Source organism: Aquabacterium sp. (genome assembly GCF_049317225.1).
Taxonomy (GTDB): domain Bacteria; phylum Pseudomonadota; class Gammaproteobacteria; order Burkholderiales; family Burkholderiaceae_C; genus Aquabacterium.
In genome coordinates this window covers 12613-32857 of sequence record NZ_JBMOIR010000016.1, presented here as the reverse complement: position 1 = coordinate 32857, position 20245 = coordinate 12613, and the positions used below count along the sequence as shown (strand labels likewise).

General features: G+C 62.3%; 13 protein-coding genes. 6 read left to right on the top strand and 7 right to left on the bottom strand.

Annotation, left to right across the window (positions count from 1 at the left end; translation table 11 throughout):
• Positions 1 to 20: 20 nt before the first annotated feature.
• From ACOYNB_RS10810 to ACOYNB_RS10790, 5 genes are all read right to left on the bottom strand, one after another.
• Entirely contained in the window at positions 21 to 1511 is a 1491-nt protein-coding gene (locus ACOYNB_RS10810; RefSeq protein ID WP_422839080.1) for an ammonium transporter, read from the bottom strand.
• Positions 1512 to 1630: 119 nt separating this feature from the next.
• Complete coding sequence (gene panC / locus ACOYNB_RS10805) at positions 1631 to 2506, bottom strand: pantoate--beta-alanine ligase (protein ID WP_422839079.1); 876 nt, start codon at positions 2504 to 2506, stop codon at positions 1631 to 1633.
• Positions 2507 to 2528: 22 nt separating this feature from the next.
• Positions 2529 to 3353 (bottom strand): 3-methyl-2-oxobutanoate hydroxymethyltransferase, encoded by an 825-nt coding sequence (gene panB, locus ACOYNB_RS10800; RefSeq protein ID WP_422839078.1) that lies wholly within the window; start codon positions 3351 to 3353, stop codon positions 2529 to 2531.
• 49 nt (positions 3354 to 3402) lie between these two features.
• Positions 3403 to 4251 (bottom strand): segregation and condensation protein A, encoded by an 849-nt coding sequence (locus ACOYNB_RS10795; protein ID WP_422839105.1) that lies wholly within the window; start codon positions 4249 to 4251, stop codon positions 3403 to 3405.
• 55 nt (positions 4252 to 4306) lie between these two features.
• Entirely contained in the window at positions 4307 to 4510 is a 204-nt protein-coding gene (locus ACOYNB_RS10790) for a DUF3460 family protein (RefSeq protein ID WP_374255492.1), read from the bottom strand.
• Between the two features lie 96 nt (positions 4511 to 4606).
• Between ACOYNB_RS10790 and ACOYNB_RS10785 the strand changes: the two genes are divergently transcribed.
• On the top strand, positions 4607 to 6172 hold the full coding sequence (locus ACOYNB_RS10785) for a CYTH domain-containing protein (RefSeq protein WP_422839077.1): 1566 nt from the start codon (positions 4607 to 4609) through the stop codon (positions 6170 to 6172).
• Positions 6173 to 6193: 21 nt separating this feature from the next.
• Here the strand turns inward: ACOYNB_RS10785 and metG are convergent, their stop codons facing one another.
• On the bottom strand, positions 6194 to 8269 hold the full coding sequence (metG, locus tag ACOYNB_RS10780) for a methionine--tRNA ligase (RefSeq protein WP_422839076.1): 2076 nt from the start codon (positions 8267 to 8269) through the stop codon (positions 6194 to 6196).
• A 134-nt stretch (positions 8270 to 8403) separates the two neighbouring features.
• Between metG and apbC the strand changes: the two genes are divergently transcribed.
• The 3 genes from apbC (at position 8404) to ACOYNB_RS10765 (ending at position 12540) form a co-directional block, all read left to right on the top strand.
• Positions 8404 to 9516 carry an iron-sulfur cluster carrier protein ApbC gene (apbC, locus tag ACOYNB_RS10775; protein ID WP_422839075.1) on the top strand — a complete coding sequence of 371 codons (1113 nt, stop codon included), beginning with the start codon at positions 8404 to 8406 and terminating at the stop codon, positions 9514 to 9516.
• A gap of 30 nt (positions 9517 to 9546) precedes the next feature.
• Positions 9547 to 11820 carry a PAS domain S-box protein gene (locus ACOYNB_RS10770; protein ID WP_422839074.1) on the top strand — a complete coding sequence of 758 codons (2274 nt, stop codon included), beginning with the start codon at positions 9547 to 9549 and terminating at the stop codon, positions 11818 to 11820.
• 78 nt (positions 11821 to 11898) lie between these two features.
• Positions 11899 to 12540 carry an ANTAR domain-containing response regulator gene (locus tag ACOYNB_RS10765; protein ID WP_422839073.1) on the top strand — a complete coding sequence of 214 codons (642 nt, stop codon included), beginning with the start codon at positions 11899 to 11901 and terminating at the stop codon, positions 12538 to 12540.
• Between the two features lie 26 nt (positions 12541 to 12566).
• Here the strand turns inward: ACOYNB_RS10765 and ACOYNB_RS10760 are convergent, their stop codons facing one another.
• Positions 12567 to 13913, bottom strand: a complete 1347-nt coding sequence (locus tag ACOYNB_RS10760; RefSeq protein WP_422839072.1) for a sensor histidine kinase — start codon at positions 13911 to 13913, stop codon at positions 12567 to 12569.
• A gap of 172 nt (positions 13914 to 14085) precedes the next feature.
• Here ACOYNB_RS10760 and ACOYNB_RS10755 point away from each other — a divergent pair, with 172 nt between their 5' ends.
• Together ACOYNB_RS10755 and ACOYNB_RS10750 are read left to right on the top strand one after the other, a co-directional pair.
• Positions 14086 to 18018: a response regulator gene (locus ACOYNB_RS10755; RefSeq protein WP_422839071.1), complete on the top strand. Its 3933-nt coding sequence runs from the start codon at positions 14086 to 14088 to the stop codon at positions 18016 to 18018.
• The gene (locus tag ACOYNB_RS10750) at positions 18015 to 20243 is read left to right on the top strand and encodes a two-component system response regulator (RefSeq protein WP_422839070.1); all 2229 of its coding nucleotides are present in this window, start codon (positions 18015 to 18017) and stop codon (positions 20241 to 20243) included. Before ACOYNB_RS10755 ends, ACOYNB_RS10750 begins: the two co-directional genes overlap by 4 nt.
• Positions 20244 to 20245 lie beyond the last annotated feature (2 nt).

Here is a 20245-nt window from a genome sequence, read left to right as displayed (position 1 = left end):
AGCACTGATCAATTCGGGACTTATTCGACGCGCTCGCCGTGCTGGCTCAAGTCGAGACCATCACGCTCGTCTTGCTTGCTGACACGCAAGCCCACGATGCGACCCACCACAATCAGGATGACGGTGGTCATGATGACGCTGTACGCCAGCGTGACCATCACGGCCATCAACTGGGTGTAGACCGAACCCGACACGCCACCGATCGACGGATTGGCGAAGACACCAGTGAGGATGGCCCCGACGATGCCGCCCACGCCGTGCACGCCGAACACGTCCAGCGAGTCGTCGACTTCCAGCAGGTGCTTCAGGCCTGTGGCGCCCCAGTAGCAGGCAATGCCGGAAATGATGCCGATGACGACGGCAGCTTGGGGGCCCACAAAACCGGAAGCGGGTGTGATGGCGACCAAACCGGCCACCACGCCGCTACACAGCCCCAACAAGGTGGGCGTGCCGCGCACAAACCATTCGGCCGCCATCCAACTCAGTGCCGCAGCCGCTGCAGCAATCTGGGTCACCAGAATGGCCATGCCGGCGCGACCGTCAGCAGCCCCGGCAGAACCACCGTTGAAGCCCATCCAGCCCACCCACAGCAACGATGCGCCCATCATGGTGTAGCCAAGGTTCGCGGGCATCAGCGGTTCCTGACCGTAGCCCATGCGACGACCCAGCATCCATGCGCATGCCAAGCCAGCGATGCCGGCGTTGATGTGCACCACGGTGCCGCCAGCAAAGTCCAGCGCGCCCATGCGCGCCAGCCAACCCGTCGGCTCCCACACCCAGTGCGCCACCGGCACGTACACCAGCATGGACCACAGTCCCATGAACCACAGCAAGGCCGAGAAGCGCATGCGCTCTGCAAAGGCTCCCGCAATCAGGGCTGGGGTGATGATGGCAAACGTCAACTGGAACATCACGAACACCGACTCGGGCACAGTGGGTGCCAAGTGGTGCACGGAGACCTCCCCAGCCAGCTTGTCAAAGACCAGGCTCTTCAAGAAAATCCCGTCCAGGCTACCGATGTAGTCGCTGCCAGGTAGGAAGGCCAGACTGTAGCCCGCCACAAACCACAGCAACGTGACCAAGCCGCACACGGCCAGGGTCTGTGCCATGGTGGACAAGATGTTCTTCTTGCGCACCATGCCGGCGTAGAACAAGGCCAAACCGGGCACGCTCATGAGCAGCACCAGAACAGCCGAGACGCTGACCCATGCCGTGTCCCCGGCGTTGATCTGCGACATGGGCACCTTGGACGGTGCCGTCATGGGCGCAGGTGGTGCCGCCGGGACAGTGGTGTCCGCGGCCGTTGAGGCTGCCGCACTGGCCATGGATGCAGGCAAGACGGCAACAGGCTCACTGGCCTCAGCGGAGGCCGCAACAACCGCCGATGGGGCGACGCTGGCAACATCCGAAGCCGAAGACGGTGCGCTGGCAGGCTGGGCCCATGCACCGAAGTGGGTCATGGAGAGCGCCAACACCATGGCGGCGCCCAAACGCGGTAGAGAACAGTTCATCTTGTACAGCAAGGTAAGGAACAACCCTTACCTCTCTGCAAAAAGTGAACCAGCCCGAAATTCCCAACGTTTCTATAACAGCGCCTCAGAAATGAGGCACATCAAATCTGCGAGCAATTTCAGAGCTCGAGGTTGTCGATCAGGCGTGTTGTGCCCAGGCGCGAAGCCGCCAGCACCACCAAGGGCTCACCGTGACTCAACTCCGCATCGGTAGGCAAGAGCAGGTCACGTTGACGGCGAACCAGCACATAGTCCGTCTTCCAGCCGCGCTCATTCAACACTGCCGAGGCCTTGGCTTCGATTCGGGCCACGGCCGCCTGATCCAGTTGCCCTGCAGAACGTGCAGCCGCCACCTGTGCCTTCACCGTGCGCAGCGTGGCGATCATCTGGGTGGCCTCAGCGCGCTCGGTGGCACTCAGATAGCCGTTGCGCGACGACAGCGCCAGCCCGTCTTCCGCACGCAAGGTCTCACCGCCATGGATCTGGATGGGCAAGGCCATCTGGTTGACCATGTTGCGCAAGACCATGAGCTGTTGGTAGTCCTTTTTGCCAAAGACCGCCAAACGGGGCTGCACGATGTTGAACAGCTTGTGCACCACCGTGCACACGCCAGTGAAGAAGCCGGGACGGAAGGCGCCTTCCAGGATGTCGGCCAACTCGGTGGGCGGCACCACCTTGTAGCCCTGGGGCTGCGGATACAGCTCGGACTCGTTGGGCGCAAACAGGATGTCGCAGCCCGCCTGACGCAACAGGTCGGCGTCGCGCTCGAGCGTGCGGGGGTAGGTGTCGAAGTCTTCGTTGGGGCCAAATTGCAGGCGGTTGACGAAGATGCTGGCAACCACCGGGCTGCCCGAATCGCCGACCAGCGTGCGCGCCTGACCGATCAGAGCCAGATGCCCCTCGTGCAGATTGCCCATGGTGGGCACGAAAGCCGGCGCAGCAGGCGCCTTCGCCAGTTCGGCACGCAATTCGGCGATGGTGTGAATGATCTTCATGTCAATCTGCAGAAAAACGGTTTCAGTAAGCGTGCACAGCTTCGTCAGGGAAGCTGCCGTCCTTCACCGCCGCCACGTAGCGACGGATGGCATCATCCGCCGAACCACCTTCGGCAGCAAAGTTGCGCACGAAGCGCGGCAACTTGCCACGGGTGATGTTGAGCATGTCGTGCAGCACCAGCACCTGACCGGCCGTCTGCGAGCCGGCACCAATGCCAATGGTCATCATGCCGGGGTTATCGGCTTGCACCTGCGCGGCCACCGCCGAGGGCATCAACTCCAGCACCATCATGGCTGCGCCGGCCTGCGCCAGTTCCGTGGCGTGCTTGCGCAGCGTCGCGGCGCCGGCCTCATCACGGCCTTGAATGCGGTAGCCACCCAGGGCATGCACGCTCTGTGGCGTCAAACCCAGGTGAGCACATACCGGCACACCACGCTCGGTCAGGAAATGCACGGTCTCGGCCGTCCAGCCGCCGCCTTCCAGCTTGACCATGTGGGCGCCGGCCTGCATCAGGGCCACGCAGGCGCGCAAGGCTTCCTCACGGCTTTCCTGATAGCTGCCAAACGGCAGGTCCCCAACGATCCACGCCGAGCGATTGCCTCGGGCCACGCAACGGGTGTGATAGACCATGTCCTCCAGCGACACCGGAATGGTGCTGCCGTGTCCTTGCACGATCATGCCCAGCGAGTCGCCCACCAGAATGCAGTCGACCCCGGCCTCATCGACCAGACGCGCAAACGTGGCGTCGTAGGCGGTCAGCATGGTGATTTTGTCGCCTTGGGCATGCATCTCACGCAGACGATGCAGGGTCACAGGCTTGCGAACAGCAGAAACAGCAGCAGTCATCTTGATGGGGGCCGCGGGAGACGCAACCCGTTCATGGGGTGGCGGGATTCTAGGACGGCTCGTACGCCAGGCGCACATAAATGGGCGCAAAGGCCTCAGCCTGCGTGATTTCAATGAGGCGTTCGCGTGCCAGCTCCAGCATGGCGATGAAGGTCACCACCAGCACGGGCGAGCCACGCGTCACATCAAACAGGTGCTCAAACTCGACAAAGCGCTTGCCCGTCAGCGTGCGCAAAACGATGCTCATGTGCTCGCGCACCGAAAGCTCTTCACGCGTGATCGTGTGGTGCGTGTGCAGTTTGGCGCGCTTGAGGATGTCCATCCACGCCTCGCGCAGATCGGACAGGCTCACATCCGGATGGCGCACCACGATGGACGGATCGCTGTGGGCCTCGACCCGCATGAAATCGCGCCCCATCAAAGGCTGCTGATCCAGCTGCGCGGCGGCCAGCTTCATGCGCTCGTACTCTATCAGGCGGCGCACCAGTTCGGCACGGGGATCTTCCGGCTCGGCGTCCCCCTCCACCTTCTTGGGCGGCAGCAGCATCCGAGACTTGATCTCGATGAGCATGGCTGCCATGAGCAGGTATTCGGATGCCAGCTCCAGATTGCTCTTGCGGATCTGATCGACGTAGGTCAGATACTGGCGCGTCACATCGGCCAGCGGAATGTCGAGGATGTTGAAGTTCTGCTTGCGGATCAGGTAGAGCAGCAAGTCCAGAGGCCCTTCAAAGGTCTCCAGAAACACCTCCAGCGCGTCTGGAGGGATGTAGAGGTCATTGGGCAGCGCAAACAGCGGCTCGCCATACAGGCGAGCCACCGCCACGTGGTCAATGACCTCCGGCAGGCCATGCTCGTCGAGCTCTGGCCGAGGCGAGGCCCCCTCATCGGGCGCCATCACGTCTTGCGTCACGTGTCAGCCTTGTTGGCGAGCAACGTCCTGCCTGAGGGCCTCAGCCCTTGTGGTGATAGACGTAAGCCTGCTGGGCCACGCGGGCCTCGCGCTGGGCCTTCTGGGTGTCCAGATCCACAGGCGCCTTGTCCCACAACAGGAAACGACCTTGGCGCTGACGGGCTTCGAGCTGCGGATCACGCTGCTTGAGGCTGTCGATGAACTGCGTCACGTCGGACTTGTAGGGCTTCCAGAAAAGGGGCATGGTGTGTACCGGCAATTGGGTCAAGCTGTGCATTTTAGCGGGCAGGACCGCGTTCTTGTCACACTCGGCCGCACGGCAGGCCGGACAATGCACACCATGCAGGAAATTGAACTCAAATTTCAGATCCCCGACGTGGCGCTGGCCGCCGTTCAGGCCGAACTGGCCGCGCTGGATGCGGGACAACACGCCCCGCTGCCATTGAAGGCTGCGTACTTTGACACCCCCAACCGCACCCTGGCAGCGGCCCGCATGGCCTTGCGTGTGCGACAAGAAGGCGACGAGTGGGTGCAGACCCTGAAGGCTGGCGGCAGCAACACCATGATGCGGCTGGAGGACAACCGCCCAGCCGAAGCACCCGCACCGGGCGAGGCCATCCGCGCGGACTTGAGTCGACACATCGGCCGTCCGGCGCAAACCGTGTTGCAGCAGGTATTGGACTGGGACGTGGGGCAAGACGCCGCCGGACAACGCGCAGGCCTCGTCGAACTGTACCGAACGGACATCGTCCGCACTCGCGCCCGCATCACCGTGGGCGCAGGCACGCCACACGAAGGCGTGGTGGAGCTGGCGCTCGACCTGGGGCACATCCACTCCGGCAGCTTGAGCGTGCCCGTGCGAGAACTGGAAATTGAATCCGTCTCGGGCCATCCCATGGCGGTGATCGATGCAGGTCGAGACTGGGTCCAGCGCCACGGCTTGTGGCTGGACACCCAAACCAAAGCCCACCGCGGTGACCGCCTTGCCCGCCAAGCCGCTGCCACAGCAGAAGGAACGGCTGCGACCGCCGCCCTGCCCACCGAGCACCCCACCCTGGGTCACGCGGCCCGCATCCGCCACGATGCCAACGTCGAACAGGCGTGGCGTGCCGGACTGGAGGCCTGCCTGGAGCACATCACTGGCAACATGAGTGAGCTGGCCACCGGGCCGAATGCCTTGGCCCTCACCGCGTACCAGTGGCGCTTGGCGCTACGGCGCCTGCGTGCCCTGGCACGATTGCTGGAGGGCAGCCCCCTGTCCTTGCCCGCCAGCACCCTGGCCCACGCGGCCGCATTGAATGATGCATTGGGGCGCTGGCGTGATGCCGAAGCCCTGGCGTGGCTGCCAGCCCGCCTGTTTGCACTGGGTGGCCCGATGTTGGAGCTGCCCTGCCCCACACCGACACAAAGCCAGGCCGATGCGGTCGTGGCACTGTCGCGCTCAGCACCAGCCACCTCGCTGTGCCTGGACGTGCTGGCCTGCTTGCTGCAGCCTGTGCCCGACAAGACCCTGGCCCACACCTCGGCCCATGACTGGCTGGCCGCACGACTGGATCAGGTTCACGCACGCTGCGTGAAGATGGCCCTGCATGGCGCCAATCTAAGTGACGAAGACCTGCACAAGCTGCGCCGCTTGGGCAAACGTGTACGCTTGGGCAGCGACCTGTTCAGCCCACTGTGGCGCCCCAAGCGCCAGCGACGCCACGAACGCGTACTGAAAGCCGCGTTGGACGCCTTGGGTCGCATCCAGGACGAAGCCACCGCCGAAGCCTGGTACACCCAGGCAGCCGAACAAGACCCACGCGCCCTGTTTGGCCAAGGGTGGCTGCAAGGACGCCGGCAAAGTCTGCGCAAGCGCGCCCGGCGCTCGCTGGAGCGCTGGCTGCGCGTGAACACGCCCTGGTAAGGGCGCGCCCATCGGCCAGGATCAGCGAATGCGCATACCGGGCTCAGCACCCGGGAAAGGCTCCAGCACGTACACGCCCGGATTGGCCTTCTCGTCGGTGTGCGAGGCGGCCAGCACCATGCCTTCGCTGACGCCAAACTTCATCTTGCGAGGGGCCAGGTTGGCCACCAGCACGGTGAGTTTGCCGATCAGTTGCTCGGGCTGATACGCCTCTTTGATGCCACTGAAGACATTACGGGTACGCCCCTCGCCCACGTCCAGCGTCAGACGCAGCAGCTTGGTGCTGCCTTCGACGTGCTCGGCATTGACGATCTTGGCAATGCGCAGGTCCACCTTCACAAAGTCGTCGATGGTGATGGTGGGGGCGATGTCTTCGCCGCCCGGCTTGGGCAACTCGACCACGGGTGGTGCGGGCGGCTCAAACAAGGCATCCAGCATCTTCGGATCCACACGCTGCATCAGGTGTTGGTAAGCGCCGATGACGTGAGCACCGAGCAAACGCTCAGCATCGTCAAAGGTCATGGGCGCCACCTGCAGGAAGGCCTCGACCTGGGCCACCACAGCTGGCAGCACAGGCTTGAGGTAAATGCTCAGCAGGCGGAAGGCCTCGATACAGACGGTGCACACCTCTTGCAGGCGCGCGTCCTGCCCCTCTTGCTTGGCCAGCTCCCAAGGCTTGTTGGCGTCCACGTATTCGTTGACACGGTCGGCCAGCAGCATGATTTCGCGCAGCACCTTGCCGAATTCGCGTTGCTCGTAGTGCTCGGTGATGGTTGCACGGCCGCCTTGCAGCGTGCTCAACAAGGCACGGCCATCGTCACCCAGGGTGGCCGTCAGCTGACCGGCAAAGCGCTTGGCGATGAAACCGGCCGCGCGACTGGCAATGTTGACGAACTTGCCGATGAGGTCGCTGTTGACGCGAGCGGTGAAGTCATCGCGGTTGAAGTCCACGTCTTCGACGTTGGCGTTCAGCTTGGCGGCGATGTAGTAACGCAGCCACTCCGGATTCATGCCGATGCTCAGGTACTTCAGTGGATCCAGGCCGGTGCCACGGCTCTTGGACATCTTCTCGCCGTTGTTCACGGTCATGAAGCCGTGCACGTTGACCTGGTTGGGCAACTTGCGGCCGCTGAACTGCAGCATCGCGGGCCAGAACAGGGTGTGGAAGTAAGTGATGTCCTTGCCGATGAAGTGAACCTGCTCCACGGCCGGGTCGGCCATGAACTCATCGAACGAGCGGGTTTCGCCATACTTGGCCTGCGGGCCACCGGCCGAGAAGTAGCTCTTGAGCGAGGCCAGGTAGCCAATGGGCGCATCCAGCCACACATAGAAATACTTGCCCGGCGCACCGGGGATCTCGATGCCGAAGTAAGGCGCATCACGGCTGATGTCCCAGTCGCCCAGACCACCTTCACCGTTCTCATCCTTGGTGAACCACTCCTTGATCTTCTTGGCCACGCCAGGCTGCAGCTTGCCGTCTTGCGTCCAGTTCTGCAGAAACTCGAAACAGCGTGGATCAGACAGCTTGAAGAAATAGTGGTCCGAGGTCTTGAGCACCGGCGTCGCACCCGACAGGGCCGAGTACGGGCTCTTCAGCTCGGTGGGCGCGTAGACGGCGCCGCACACTTCGCATGAATCGCCATACTGGTCCTTGGCGCCGCACTTGGGGCACTCGCCCTTGATGAAACGGTCTGCCAGGAACATGCCCTTTTCAGGATCAAAGAACTGCTCGATGGGGCGCACGTCGATCAGACCCTGATCTTTCAGGGCCAGGTAGATGCTCTGCGCCAGCTCATGGTTCTCGGGGCTGTCGGTGCACGACCAGTGGTCGAAGCTGATGTGGAAGCCATCGAGATAAGGCTTGCGGCCTGCGGCGATGTCGGCCACAAACTGCTGAGGCGTTTTGCCAACCTTTTGCGCAGCAATCATGATGGGCGCCCCGTGGGCGTCATCGGCACCAACGAAATGCACCTGATGCCCCTGCATGCGCTGGAAACGCACCCAGATATCGGCCTGGATGTATTCCATGATGTGGCCAATGTGGAAGTGGCCGTTGGCGTAGGGCAGCGCGGTGGTAACGAAGAGCTGGCGTGGCATGGTGCTTATCGAGGTGAACAGGGGGTGGCGCCGCACGCGGCACAAGACCCTGCTGGCAATCTGGACGTAACCGTACATTTTAGGGCGCGCTAGACTCCCCGGCTGGAAAGAATTGAATCCCCCACTGTTTCCGCATGACTGCCCCTACCCCCCTCGAAGCCGCCGCCCTGGACGCCTTGCGCGCCGCCACCGATCCGCTGACTGGTCAAGACTGGGTCACCAGCCGCCAAGTCAGCGCACTGAAGGTCGAGGGTGGCGCGGCCCGTGTCGACATCAACCTGGGCTACCCGGCTCGCTCGCAGTGGCCGGCTTATACCGAGTTGGTGCAAGCCGCATTGCAACAGGTGCCCGGCATCACGTCGGTGAGCGTGAACTGGTCCACCAAGGTGATTGCTCATGCGGCCTCGCGCGGGCAGTCGCTACTGCCCGGCGTGAAGAACATTGTGGCGATTGCCTCGGGCAAGGGTGGCGTGGGCAAAAGCACTACCGCCGTCAATCTGGCGCTGGCCTTGGCGGCCGAAGGCGCACGCGTGGGCATGCTGGACGCCGACATTTATGGCCCCAGCCAGCCGCTCATGCTCAACATCAGCGGCAAGCCTGAAAGCCCGGACGGCAAGACCATCAACCCGCCGGTCAACCACGGCCTGCAAATGATGTCGATTGGCCTGCTGGTGGAAAACCAGTCCGCCACCATCTGGCGCGGCCCCATGGCCAGCCAGGCCTTTGACCAGCTGCTGCGCCTGAGCAACTGGGGCGAGCCCGACGCACCGCTGGACTACCTGATCGTCGACATGCCGCCCGGCACCGGTGACATCCACCTGAGCATCAGTCAGCGCGCACCGCTGACCGCCGCCGTGGTGGTGACCACCCCGCAAGACATTGCGCTGCTGGACGCGCGCAAGGGCTTGCAGATGTTCGAGAAGGTGTCCGTGCCCGTGCTGGGCGTGGTCGAAAACATGGCCGTGTTCTGCTGCCCCAACTGCGGCCACGAAGAGCACATCTTCGGCGCCCACGGGGGTGAACGCATGGCTGACGAATTCAAGGTGCCACTGCTGGGCTCCATGCCGCTGGACCTGAAGATTCGCCTGCAAGCTGACAGCGGCGAGCCCACGCTCGTGGCTGACCCTGACAGCAAGGTGTCGCAGCTCTACAAAGCGATGGCCCGCAAGCTGGCTGCAGGCCTGTCCAAGCTGCCCAAGGACTACACGAGCAAGATGCCGACGGTATCGGTTCAAACCAAGGGCTGATTCACGCCCGGAATCAGGCAAGATGGCGACATGGCTGCTCACATGTCGCCCTTTCATTACGATGCCTGGTTCGATCTGGTGCCCTTGGCACTGATCGAGTTCAACGAACACGGACGCGTTCTACGCGCCAACTCGGCGCTGAGTGCCACGCTGGGATACGCCACCCCGGCCGGCACCCTCCTTGCGGATTGCCCGCCCGCGATGCAAAGGCTGTGCGGATGGGATGCACCGCTCACCCTGCTCACACTCGGGCCCGAAGATCCCCCCCTGCACGCCCATGTGATCCAGCCCCGTCATCAGGGGAGCGCCGCCAAGCTGTGCAGCCAAGTGTGGGCGCAGGCCGAGTCCGACAGTTCCCAGCCGACTCGTTTCCTGTGCGCCATCAAGGAGCACAGCGTGCAGGCCGAAGACGTCGAGGCCACAGCGAACATCACCTCCGATGCCGATGCCGCACCGGTGCCAGAGATGGGGCAACTGCTGCACGAACTGAGCACCATTCTGGAAAGCACACCTGCTGGCATCGCCTACCTGCGCAACGGGCGTCTGGTGCGCTGCAATCAGCGATTTGAGCGCATGCTGGGCCTGACGCCGGGCAGCATCGTGGGGCAAGGCATCGTTGCCCTGGAAGGCCTGGATCCCCGCATCGACCAGCTCATTTCGGAGGTCAGTGCCAGCATCCGCACCCACGGACATTACGAGAGCGAAATCGAACTGTCCAAGCCTGGAGAACTCGCGCGCTGGTACGCCCTGTCGGTCCGACTCATCGGACCGGGCCCACAACCGAGTGAAACCATCGCCGTCCTCACCGACATCACCCACACACGCTCGCAACAAGCGCAACTGGAAGCCCTGGGGCGCGATCGCAACCTGCAAGCCGACCGCATGCGCGCGATTCTGGACTCGGTGTTTGTGGGCATCGTCACGCTGGACGATCGCGGCATCGCCTGGATGAACCGGTCCGCCCGGCGGATGTTTGCAGGCAATTTGAGTGACTTTCTGGGTCACCCCTTGAGCACCGTGGCCACCCCCGATCTGGACCACCCCTTCCGCCTGACCGACTATCTCGATGACCTGCGTGACGGGCAGTCACACACCTTTGAGTGCCAGGTGGTGGGGCGCGATGGCCGGGTGTTCTGGGTCGTGGGCAATGCCGTGGTGACCTATGGCGAAGCCAATCAACGTCATGTCACCTACGCCTTGCTGGACATCGACCGTCGGCGGGAGGCTGAAGCACAGTCGGCCGAGGCCCAAGCCACTTTGCAACGCATCATCGAGATGGCCCCCATGGCCATCCACCTGGTCGATGCCCGCAATTTGCACCTGATTCAAGCCAACCAGACCGCAGCCGAGTTCATGGCGGTGGACCTGCACACCGCCATCGGCCAGCCCCCTGAAATCCTGTATGGCCCGGAGCGCGGGAAGTTGCTGCGCGCCGACATGCAGGCCGCGCTCAATGAAGCACACATGGTTCACCGTGAATACAAGGTGCCCAGCAAGACCAATGGCCATCTCGTTTGGGACGTGAACTACCTGCCCTTGGTGGGGGACGATGACAACACCGACCAATTGCTGATTGTGGCCACCGACGTCACCGCGCAAAGAGCGGCCGAGCAAGCACGACTGGAAGCGGCCATTGCCCAGCGCGAAATGCTGGTGCGAGAGGTGCATCACCGCATCAAGAACAATCTGCAAGGCGTGGCGGGTTTGCTCCAACAAATTGCCGCACGCAAGCCTGAGGTGGCACCCGCCATTGCCGAAGTGGTGGGACAGGTTCAAGCCATTGCACAGGTGTACGGCCTGCAAGTCGGCGCAGGCGGCCCCTTGCGGTTGCGCAGCGTGGTCGATGCCATTGCGTCGTCGGTTCAGCGGACATTCGGCCGCACCATCTCCGTGCTGGTCGATGGTGCGCATGTGGACGACTGGCAGTTGCCGGAAGCCGAATCCATTCCGATTGCACTGAGCCTCAATGAGTTGCTCACCAACGCCCTGAAACATGGCCCAGGCAGCACGCCAATCCAGTGCACCGTACAAGCCAATGACACGGCCGTGCGGATCAACATTCGCAACCCCGGCTACCTGAAAGAAGGCTTCAGCGTCGACCGCGTTCCGGGGGGCGTGTCGGGTTTGGGGCTGGTACGGGCCCTGCTTCCGAGAAGAAGCGCACGGCTCACCGTGACCCAGGATGGTGCTTACGTGTTGACCAGTGTCGATCTGGCTCCGCCGGGCATCAAGCTGGCACCGCCGCCGCAAACCCAAGCGCAGCACGAGTCCACAGGACGGCAGACCACACTTTGGCCCCAGTAAAGAACACGTTAACAGACGAACGCTGCGATAGACTGTGAAGCAGAGGTCGGGCAGTCAGCCGACCCGAAGAGGACACCTGTGAATCAAAAAGGCAAAATTCTGGTGGTGGACGATGATCGACTGGTCTTGGCCACGCTCACCCATGGTCTGGCCCAGGCCGGGTATGAGGTGATCGATGCCGACAACGGTGACGATGCCATCCTGCTCGCACGCCAGCACAAGCCTGATCTGGCCCTGCTGGACATCCGCATGGAAGGCAAGTCGGGCTTCGATGTAGCCGCCTATCTGCGCGAGTATTGTCAGATTCCGTTCATGTTCCTGTCGGCCTTTTCGGATGAAGCCACCATTCGTCAGGTCAATGAACTGGGTGCCCTGACCTATCTGATCAAACCGTTGGACATCGGGCAAATCGTGCCTGCCGTGGAATCGGCCTTCGCGAATCGCGCCAATGCAGCATCGCTGAAGAAATTTACCGCACCCAGCGTGCCAGAGGCTCAGCCCATCGAGGCGCCACAAGCCGGCGTCGAGTCACAAGTCGATCCACTCAAGCAGGTGGTGGCATTGGCCGTCGGCATCGTGATGCACCGGCAATCGCTGAGTCGTCGTCAGGCGCTCGCGCGACTCCAGCAGCAAGCCGTTCAGGAAGGCTGCTCCATGGAGGCGCAGGCAGAGCGACTGCTCAACGCGCAGGAAGTGCTGGCCGGCCTGGGCAGTCTCTGACTGCCCGACTGATCATGGGCCACAGATCAGACCGAGCGCTTCTGTGCGTCGGATGAATCCATCAGCGTGAAGTAGAAGCACGCCCCTTCGCCCGGCTTGGCTTCAGCCCACACCCGGCCACCATGGCGACGAATGATGTTTTGCACACCCGCCAGCCCCACGCCCGTTCCCGGGAACTCTTTGGCACTGTGCAAACGCTGAAACATGCCGAACAACTTGTCGGCGTGCTGCATGTCAAACCCTGCCCCGTTGTCACGCACATAAAACACCGGCGGATTGGTCGACGGCATGACACCCACCTCAACACGGGGCGACGCCACCTTGGCGCTGTACTTGAAGGCGTTGCCGATCAGGTTCTCCAGCACACGGCGAACCAGCGACGCATCCGCACAAGCGGTCAAGCCGTCGGCCACAATCAGTTCGGGCCGCTCGCCGGACACAGGCTGCGCAAGCAGATCTTGCCCAATCTCATGAGCCAGCGCCGATAGATCCACCTCAACACGATCGATGTTGGCACCGGCCAGTTGAGCCTGAGCCAAGATGGCATCGATCATGCCGCTCATGCGCGTCGACGCCGCCAGAATACGATCCAGGTGGTCATTGCCCATCTTGCCGAGGGCGTTGCCATAGTCTTCCTTGACGATACGGGCAAAGCCGTCCACGACGCGCAAAGGCGCACGCAAGTCGTGAGACAAGGCGTAACGCAGTACTTCTTGCTCCGCCTCGCTGAGACCAGGGGTCGAAGCTGCAGATGAGGTCGGCGCATCGACACCGGTCACCTCCGCCATCGGGCTCACCAAGAACACGCCCTGAAACCCGGTGAAATCACCTTGTTGCGAATAGACAGGACTGCCTTGCCAGACGCCAGCCAAGGGGGCACCGCCGGCCCCTGTGATGAATGACAAAGCAGATGGCCACGGCAGCGTCAGTTCGCCGGGCAAAGGCTGATGATGGGTCAGGCAATAGCGCAACCGGGCGACACCGGCAACGTCCGTGCCCTCAGCCCAGCAAGACCACAGCGTGGGGTGCAAGGCCGTCCAAGCAGCCAACTGGCCCCAGTCAATGCTCAGTGTGTCAGACTGCAGTCGACCGGCTTGCCAGCGCACGATGCGGTGCGCCGCATCGGTCTCCCAGTACCAGCCTGGCACCCAGTTCTGCCAAGGTTGTGCCACCTGCACCACGTCGCGCTGAAACCACACGCGCGCCGCCACAGCCCCCACCAACAACATCAGGACGGCCGCCCACCATGGCGCCCCCATCAGGACAAACACCAAGGACAGCACCAGCGCAAACGCCCCCCCTTGCCACCAAAGGCCATGTAAGGGACGTTTCACCGTGCTGTTGCGCATGGAGGTCAGGACAAATTGCCGCATTCAATTGATTGTAAGTACGGCTGGAGGGGGTTTGTTCTGCTGGTTTTCAAAATGGGTAAACCGGTACATTCCGTGAAATAGCTGACACTCGCCGATATTGACAAGTGTCGATTTCAGCCAACTCGCACGACAGTTCGACATCCACTTGGCCATGCCCTCAGGACAGTCTTCCATGCGTACCCCCTGGCGCTTGATGTTCACGCTGCTGATGGTCCCCATCGTTGCCGCGGCAACCTGGCATTGGGGCATCAGTGGTGCGGGCATAGCCCTCACTGGCATGACCTGCTTGCTGGTGGGTTATCTGGCGCGGCGTCAGTTTGAACAGAAGCCACGCCATGAGCCTGAGCCGCACGTTCCGCAGACGACGCTGCCAACGGTGCCGGATGCCCATCGATACCTGCTGCTGAGCCATCAGATTGCCGAGGCTGCACGCCACGCGGCCACGTTGCCAGAAGCCTTGCATCGGGTTGGTGCTGCTTTGCACGGCTACCTGGGCTCCAGAACCTGGACATGCCTGCGTGTCGAAGGCTGGAATGGCGAGTCGGCACTGTTGCGCCCGTGGCTGGACACGGGTGCCGACAACAAAGATGTGATCGACCTCACCGCCGTCAGCACCGTCTACCGTCGAGACGTGCCGCTGGGGCAGGCATTGAGCCAGGCTCGTACCGTTCAGGCACAGCCAGTGGCATCTGGTCAAACGACCAGAACACCCTGGCGTGATACCCAGACCAAAGAGGTCCTGGCACTGCCGATCAGTTGCATGGACGGCAAGCCCTTGGCCTTGCTGGAGTTTTGTGACCCCAATCCTGCAGACCCCAGCCTGCTGACCGTGCTCGACATCGCGGCCATTCAGCTGGGATTCGTTGCGCAGCGTGATGCCAACCTCGCCACCATGGCGAACAGTCACGAACATCTGGAACGCCTGGCCATGGTGGCCTCCCGCATCAACAGCGGTGTAGCCATCACGGACCGGGACGGTACGGTCGAGTGGATCAACGGTGCATTCATGACCCTGACCGGGTGGCCCGATGAGCAAGTCATCGGCCGTCAGTTGACGGACCTGCTCAAGCAAGAAGCCACCGCACCCGAGTCAGTGGAAGAGATGCACGAGCATCTGCGTCGTGGCCTGCCCTTCCGCTTGTCGTTCGAGGCGAATCGCCCGGGTGCTCGCCCACCCAGTCGTTACTGGGCCGAAATCGACGCCATCCAGATGCTCGACGATGCGGGGGGGCGCGGACGCTATGTCTGCCTCTTCAATGACATCACACGCCGCAAGACGCAAGAGCACATCCGGGAACAAGAGCGTGAGTTTCTGGAGGCCCTGTTGGGCAATTTGCCGGTCAGTCTCTTTGTGCTGGACCCGGCGACCTTGAACGTGGTGGCCATCAACCGCTACACCGAAACAGAATTCAAGCTGCAGCGCGACCGCGTGGTGGGACAGTCGATCGAGCAAGCCTTGGGCCCCATCGTGTTGAGCGTGACCACGCCCTTCATGAAGCAGGCGATCACGACAGGGCAAACGGTCGAACACGACTTCGCCGTCAATCGTGACGGCCTCTCACGTGTGGTCAACGCCCGGCACTTTGCTTTGCTGCACGCCAACGGGCGCCCTCGCCTGCTGATCTCACTGGTGCGCGACATCACGACCTCACGTCAAGCGCAAGCCGACCTGGAAGAGTCAGAGCGCCGTTTCCGCGAGCTGGTCGAGTCCATGGACGACACCATTTATGTGGCCGATGGCGAACGTCAGCATTACCTCTACCTCAGCCCACAAAGCGAAGGCCTGCTGGGCCTGAGCATGGCTGAGTTGTGCGCATCCCCCGCTCGCTTGCGCGCGATGGTGCACGAAGATGATCAGGCGTTCCTCAGTCAGCAGGAAGCGCAGGAGCTGGCGCATCAGCCCACGGACATCCGCGTGCGGATGGACATCCCCGGCAAGGGCATCCGCTGGATCCGACACCGCACCCGCACCCGCACACTGCCCGATGGGCAACGGCGAATCTACGGCCTGGTATCGGATGTCACAGCCGAACAGACCCATGCCCTGGAACTGCAGCGCGCGCGGGACATGGCCGAGGCCGCCAGCCAGGCCAAGAGCCAGTTCATGGCCAACATGAGCCACGAGATCCGCACGCCCATGAATGGCATTCTGGGGATGACGGAGTTGCTGCTCGGCACCTCGCTGAACGACAAGCAGCGACGCTTTGCGCAAGCGGTCTACCGCTCGGGCGAGAGCCTGCTGGAGATCATCAACGACATCCTGGACTTCGCCAAGATCGAGGCCGGCAAGCTGGAGCTGGCCTCCAGTGACTTCGTGCTGCGAACCGTCGTGGAAGACACGCTGGAGTTGATGGCCCCCAGAGCACACGAAAAGGGCCTGGAGCTGAGTTTCAGAGAGCAACCTGGCTTGCCCTTGGTCATTCACGGTGACGCACTGCGCCTGCGCCAGATCCTGACCAACCTCGTTGCCAATGCCATCAAATTCACGGAGCACGGTGAAGTCGTGGTGGACATTCGCCGGGCGCTGGGCGGCAACCCAGTGGTCGCCACGCCCGGGGGACTTTCCCCCATTGAGTTGGAGTTCATGGTGCGCGACACCGGCATCGGCATTGCAGCCGACATGATGCCCCGCCTGTTTGCGGCCTTCAGCCAGGCCCAAGGCGGCATGGCCCGCCGCTATGGCGGGACTGGCTTGGGTCTGGCCATTTCCAAGCAGCTCGTCGAGATGATGGGTGGGCGCATCGAGGCCCACAGCGCACCGGGCGTGGGGTCGGAGTTTGTCTTCCGCATCCCTGTGAGCATTGGCGACACCCAGGCCGATCTGGCCATGGTGGAAGAGCCCGGCATGCCACATCTGCACGTGTTGGTCGTCGATGACAACGAAACCAATCGCACCGTCATCGAGAACATGCTGACCGCGTGGGGCATGCGGGTCACGCTGGCCGCCAACGGGCGCGAAGCGCTGGACCTTCTGTTCGCCGATGCGCAGCAAGATGCCGATTTCGAGCTGGCCCTGGTGGACATGCACATGCCCCACATGGATGGCATGGAGATGGCCGACGCCCTGCGGCGAAGTGGGCGCTATCCGGATCTCAAGCTGATCATGCTGTCGTCACTGTCGACACCTGACGACGTGCGCCGCGCACAGGACGTCGGATTTGATCGCTTTGTGGCCAAGCCGCTGCGCAAGGCGGAATTGCGACAAGCCATTCTGGGTGTGTCGGTGGATCGTCAGGGCGAAGAGACCGCGCCACAGCCTTTGATCAACCGTCAGGTGTTGGTCATTGAAGACAACACCGTCAACCAGGAAGTGTGCGGTCAGATGTTGCGTCGCATGGGTTGTGAGGTGGCTTTGGCCAGTTCCGCTCAGGAAGGTCTGCGCCGGCTCTGCGAAAAACGCTTCGATCTGATCCTGATGGACATTCAGATGCCGGGCATGGATGGCATCGAAGCCTTGAACTGGTTCCGCCGCGGAGCCGGCAAACGCTTCAACTTTGTGACACCATCGGACACTCCCGTGGTTGCCGTCACGGCCAACGCCCTGGAAGGCGACGAAGAACGATTTCTCGGCCTTGGCTTTGATGGCTACCTGTCCAAGCCTTTCCGTCAAAGCCAATTGCAGAAAATTTTGACCGAGCACACTGGTGTATCAGGCGCCAGCGAGCCACCTGAGGCCGTTCAACAACAAGAAGAAGTCATCGTGCCCGTGTCCCCGCCCCCCATCCCGGAAAACGTCGCCGCACCCGCGCTGGACGTCCTGGATCAGACCGCCATCAAGCGCCTGCGTGAGCTCGACCCCAAGGGTGAGAACCGATTGCTGGAGCGCGTAGCCCAAGCTTTTGAGACATCTGCAGCCCGCCTGTTGCCCCAACTGGAAGAAGGGTTCAAGATAGGCGATCTCTCCACCGTATTGACGGTAGCACATACCCTGAAGTCGTCTTCTGCAAGCATCGGTGCGCTCAAGTTGTCACAACTGTGCGCCGAAATTGAAGGCATCATCCGGCAAAAGACAGGAGAAGACTTGAGCTCTCGCATTCGCATGATCCCCGAACAAGCCGACCTCGCGCTGGAGGGGTTGCGCCTATTGCTGGAGGTTCGAGGATGAGCTTGCGGCAGACCTCGCACGGGGACTTGATCGAAGAACAGCCCAAGGTTCTCCTCGTCGATGACGACGAGGTCAATCTGCTGCTGACGTCGATCGCCTTGCGCGAACGAGGGTTTGCCATCACCGAGGCCAGCTCTGGCGAGCAGGCGCTCAAGATCATTTCCAACTGCGTGCCAGACATCGTGGTGCTGGACGCCGTGATGCCCGGCCTGGACGGCTTCATCACGTGTTCCGAACTGCGGCACATGCCAGGTTACGAATCGGTACCCGTGCTGATGTTGACGGGCCTGGATGACGAAGCATCCATCACACGTGCCTACGAAGTGGGTGCGACAGACTTTTTTGTCAAAAGCACGCAGTGGAGCTTGCTGGCGGGGCGTTTGCGATATTTGCTGCGCTCATCTCGCACCCGGCACGAACTGGAGCGAAGCAAAGCGAAACTCGCACGAGCTCAGGATCTCGCCCGCATGGGCAGCTTTGACTGGCGCAAGGGTTCTGGTGACATCGACTGGTCCTATGAAGGTCTGCGTGTGTTCGGCCTGGGCCCCATGGATCACCTGAGCGTGCGCAACGGCATCCGAATGATGTCACCGCAAGACCGCCCTGGTTTCCTGCGCATCCTGCGTGAGGTCATGCAGCACGGCACGGTGCTGTGCAACGACATCCAGATCAACCTGCCTGATGGGCGCCGCCGCATCCTGCACCTGGAAGCGGAGCCCGAATTCAATGAGCAGGCTTTGCTGGTGGGCTACACCGGCATCGTTCAGGACGTCACGGACCGACGCGTGGCAGAGGACCAGATCAAACACCTGGCCAACTTCGACACCCTCACCGGCCTGCCCAACCGCCGGCAGATTTTCTGGCGCAGTGAGCGGGCCATTGAGCATGCCAAGCGGCTGAACCATTGTGTGGCGCTGATTCAGGTGGGCCTGGATCGTTTCAAGATCATCAATGAAAATCTGGGGCACCACGCCGGCGACGAGTTGCTGATCGAGGTGTCTCGTCGCTTGCGCAACTGTGTGCGCCACTCCGAACAGATCATCGATGGTCACTTCGATGGCATGGGCCAACGCACACACCGCACGCTGGAGGCGGTGGGTCGACTGGGCGCCGATGAGTTCGTGGTCTTGCTGCCAGAGGTGGCGGATCAGGATGAGGCCATGGACACCGCGCGCCATATTCTGGCCGCTTTGCGCCAGCCCATGATGGCAGCGGGCCAGGAATGCTTCATCACCGCCAGCGTGGGCGTGGCCGTGTTCCCGGCACATGGTTTGAGTGTGGCCGACTTGCTGCGACATGCGGATGTGGCGATGGACATCGCCAAGAGCCAGGGGCGTAACACTGCCCTGCTCTACGACCCGCAACTGGCCAGCAAGAGCAAGGTTCGCCTGGACCTGGACACGGCACTGCACAAAGCCCTGGAGCGCAAGGAGTTGGTGCTCTATTACCAACCGAAAATCGACGTGTGCACCAGCCGCATGGTGGGCGTCGAGGCGCTGATGCGCTGGCAGCGCGATGGGCAACTGGTCCCGCCCAACGATTTCATCCCCTTGGCGGAAGCCACCGGCCTCATCACCGAAATGAGCCTGTGGGCCATTGAAGAAGCCGCGCGCCAGGCCAAGCGCTGGCAGCAAGAGTTCGGCTTCAGCGCCTCGATTGCAGTCAACCTCACCAGCCGCGTTTTTGAAATGCCCGATCTGGTCGAGAAGATCGAGCAGATCTTGCACCGCGAAGGCGTTTCTCCTCGCTCGCTGGAACTGGAAATCACCGAAACCGGCCTGATGAAGGATTTGCAAGGCGTCGTGCCTTCGTTGCACCGCCTCAACCAGCTCGGCACCGAAATCTCGATCGACGACTTCGGCACTGGCTATTCTTCACTGGCCTACCTCACCACCCTGCCCATCAGCGAGCTCAAGATTGACCGCTCGTTCGTGCGCGACCTGGGCGATACCCCGCAAAGCTCTGCTGTGGTGTCGGCCATCATCGCGTTGGCCCGGGCCTTGGGCCTTCGCGTGATTGCGGAGGGTGTAGAAACCACCACGCAAATGGAAGTGCTCTACAACCTCGGATGCCACATTTGCCAGGGCTTCCTGTTTGCTCGCCCCATGCCCGCAGATCAGGTCAGCACCTGGGTGTCTGATATTCAGGCTGGCAACGAGCTGCCCCAGGTGAGCAGCGCGTCGCCCAGCGGGCCGACCACCGTGTGGCCGGCAGACCCACATTGAGC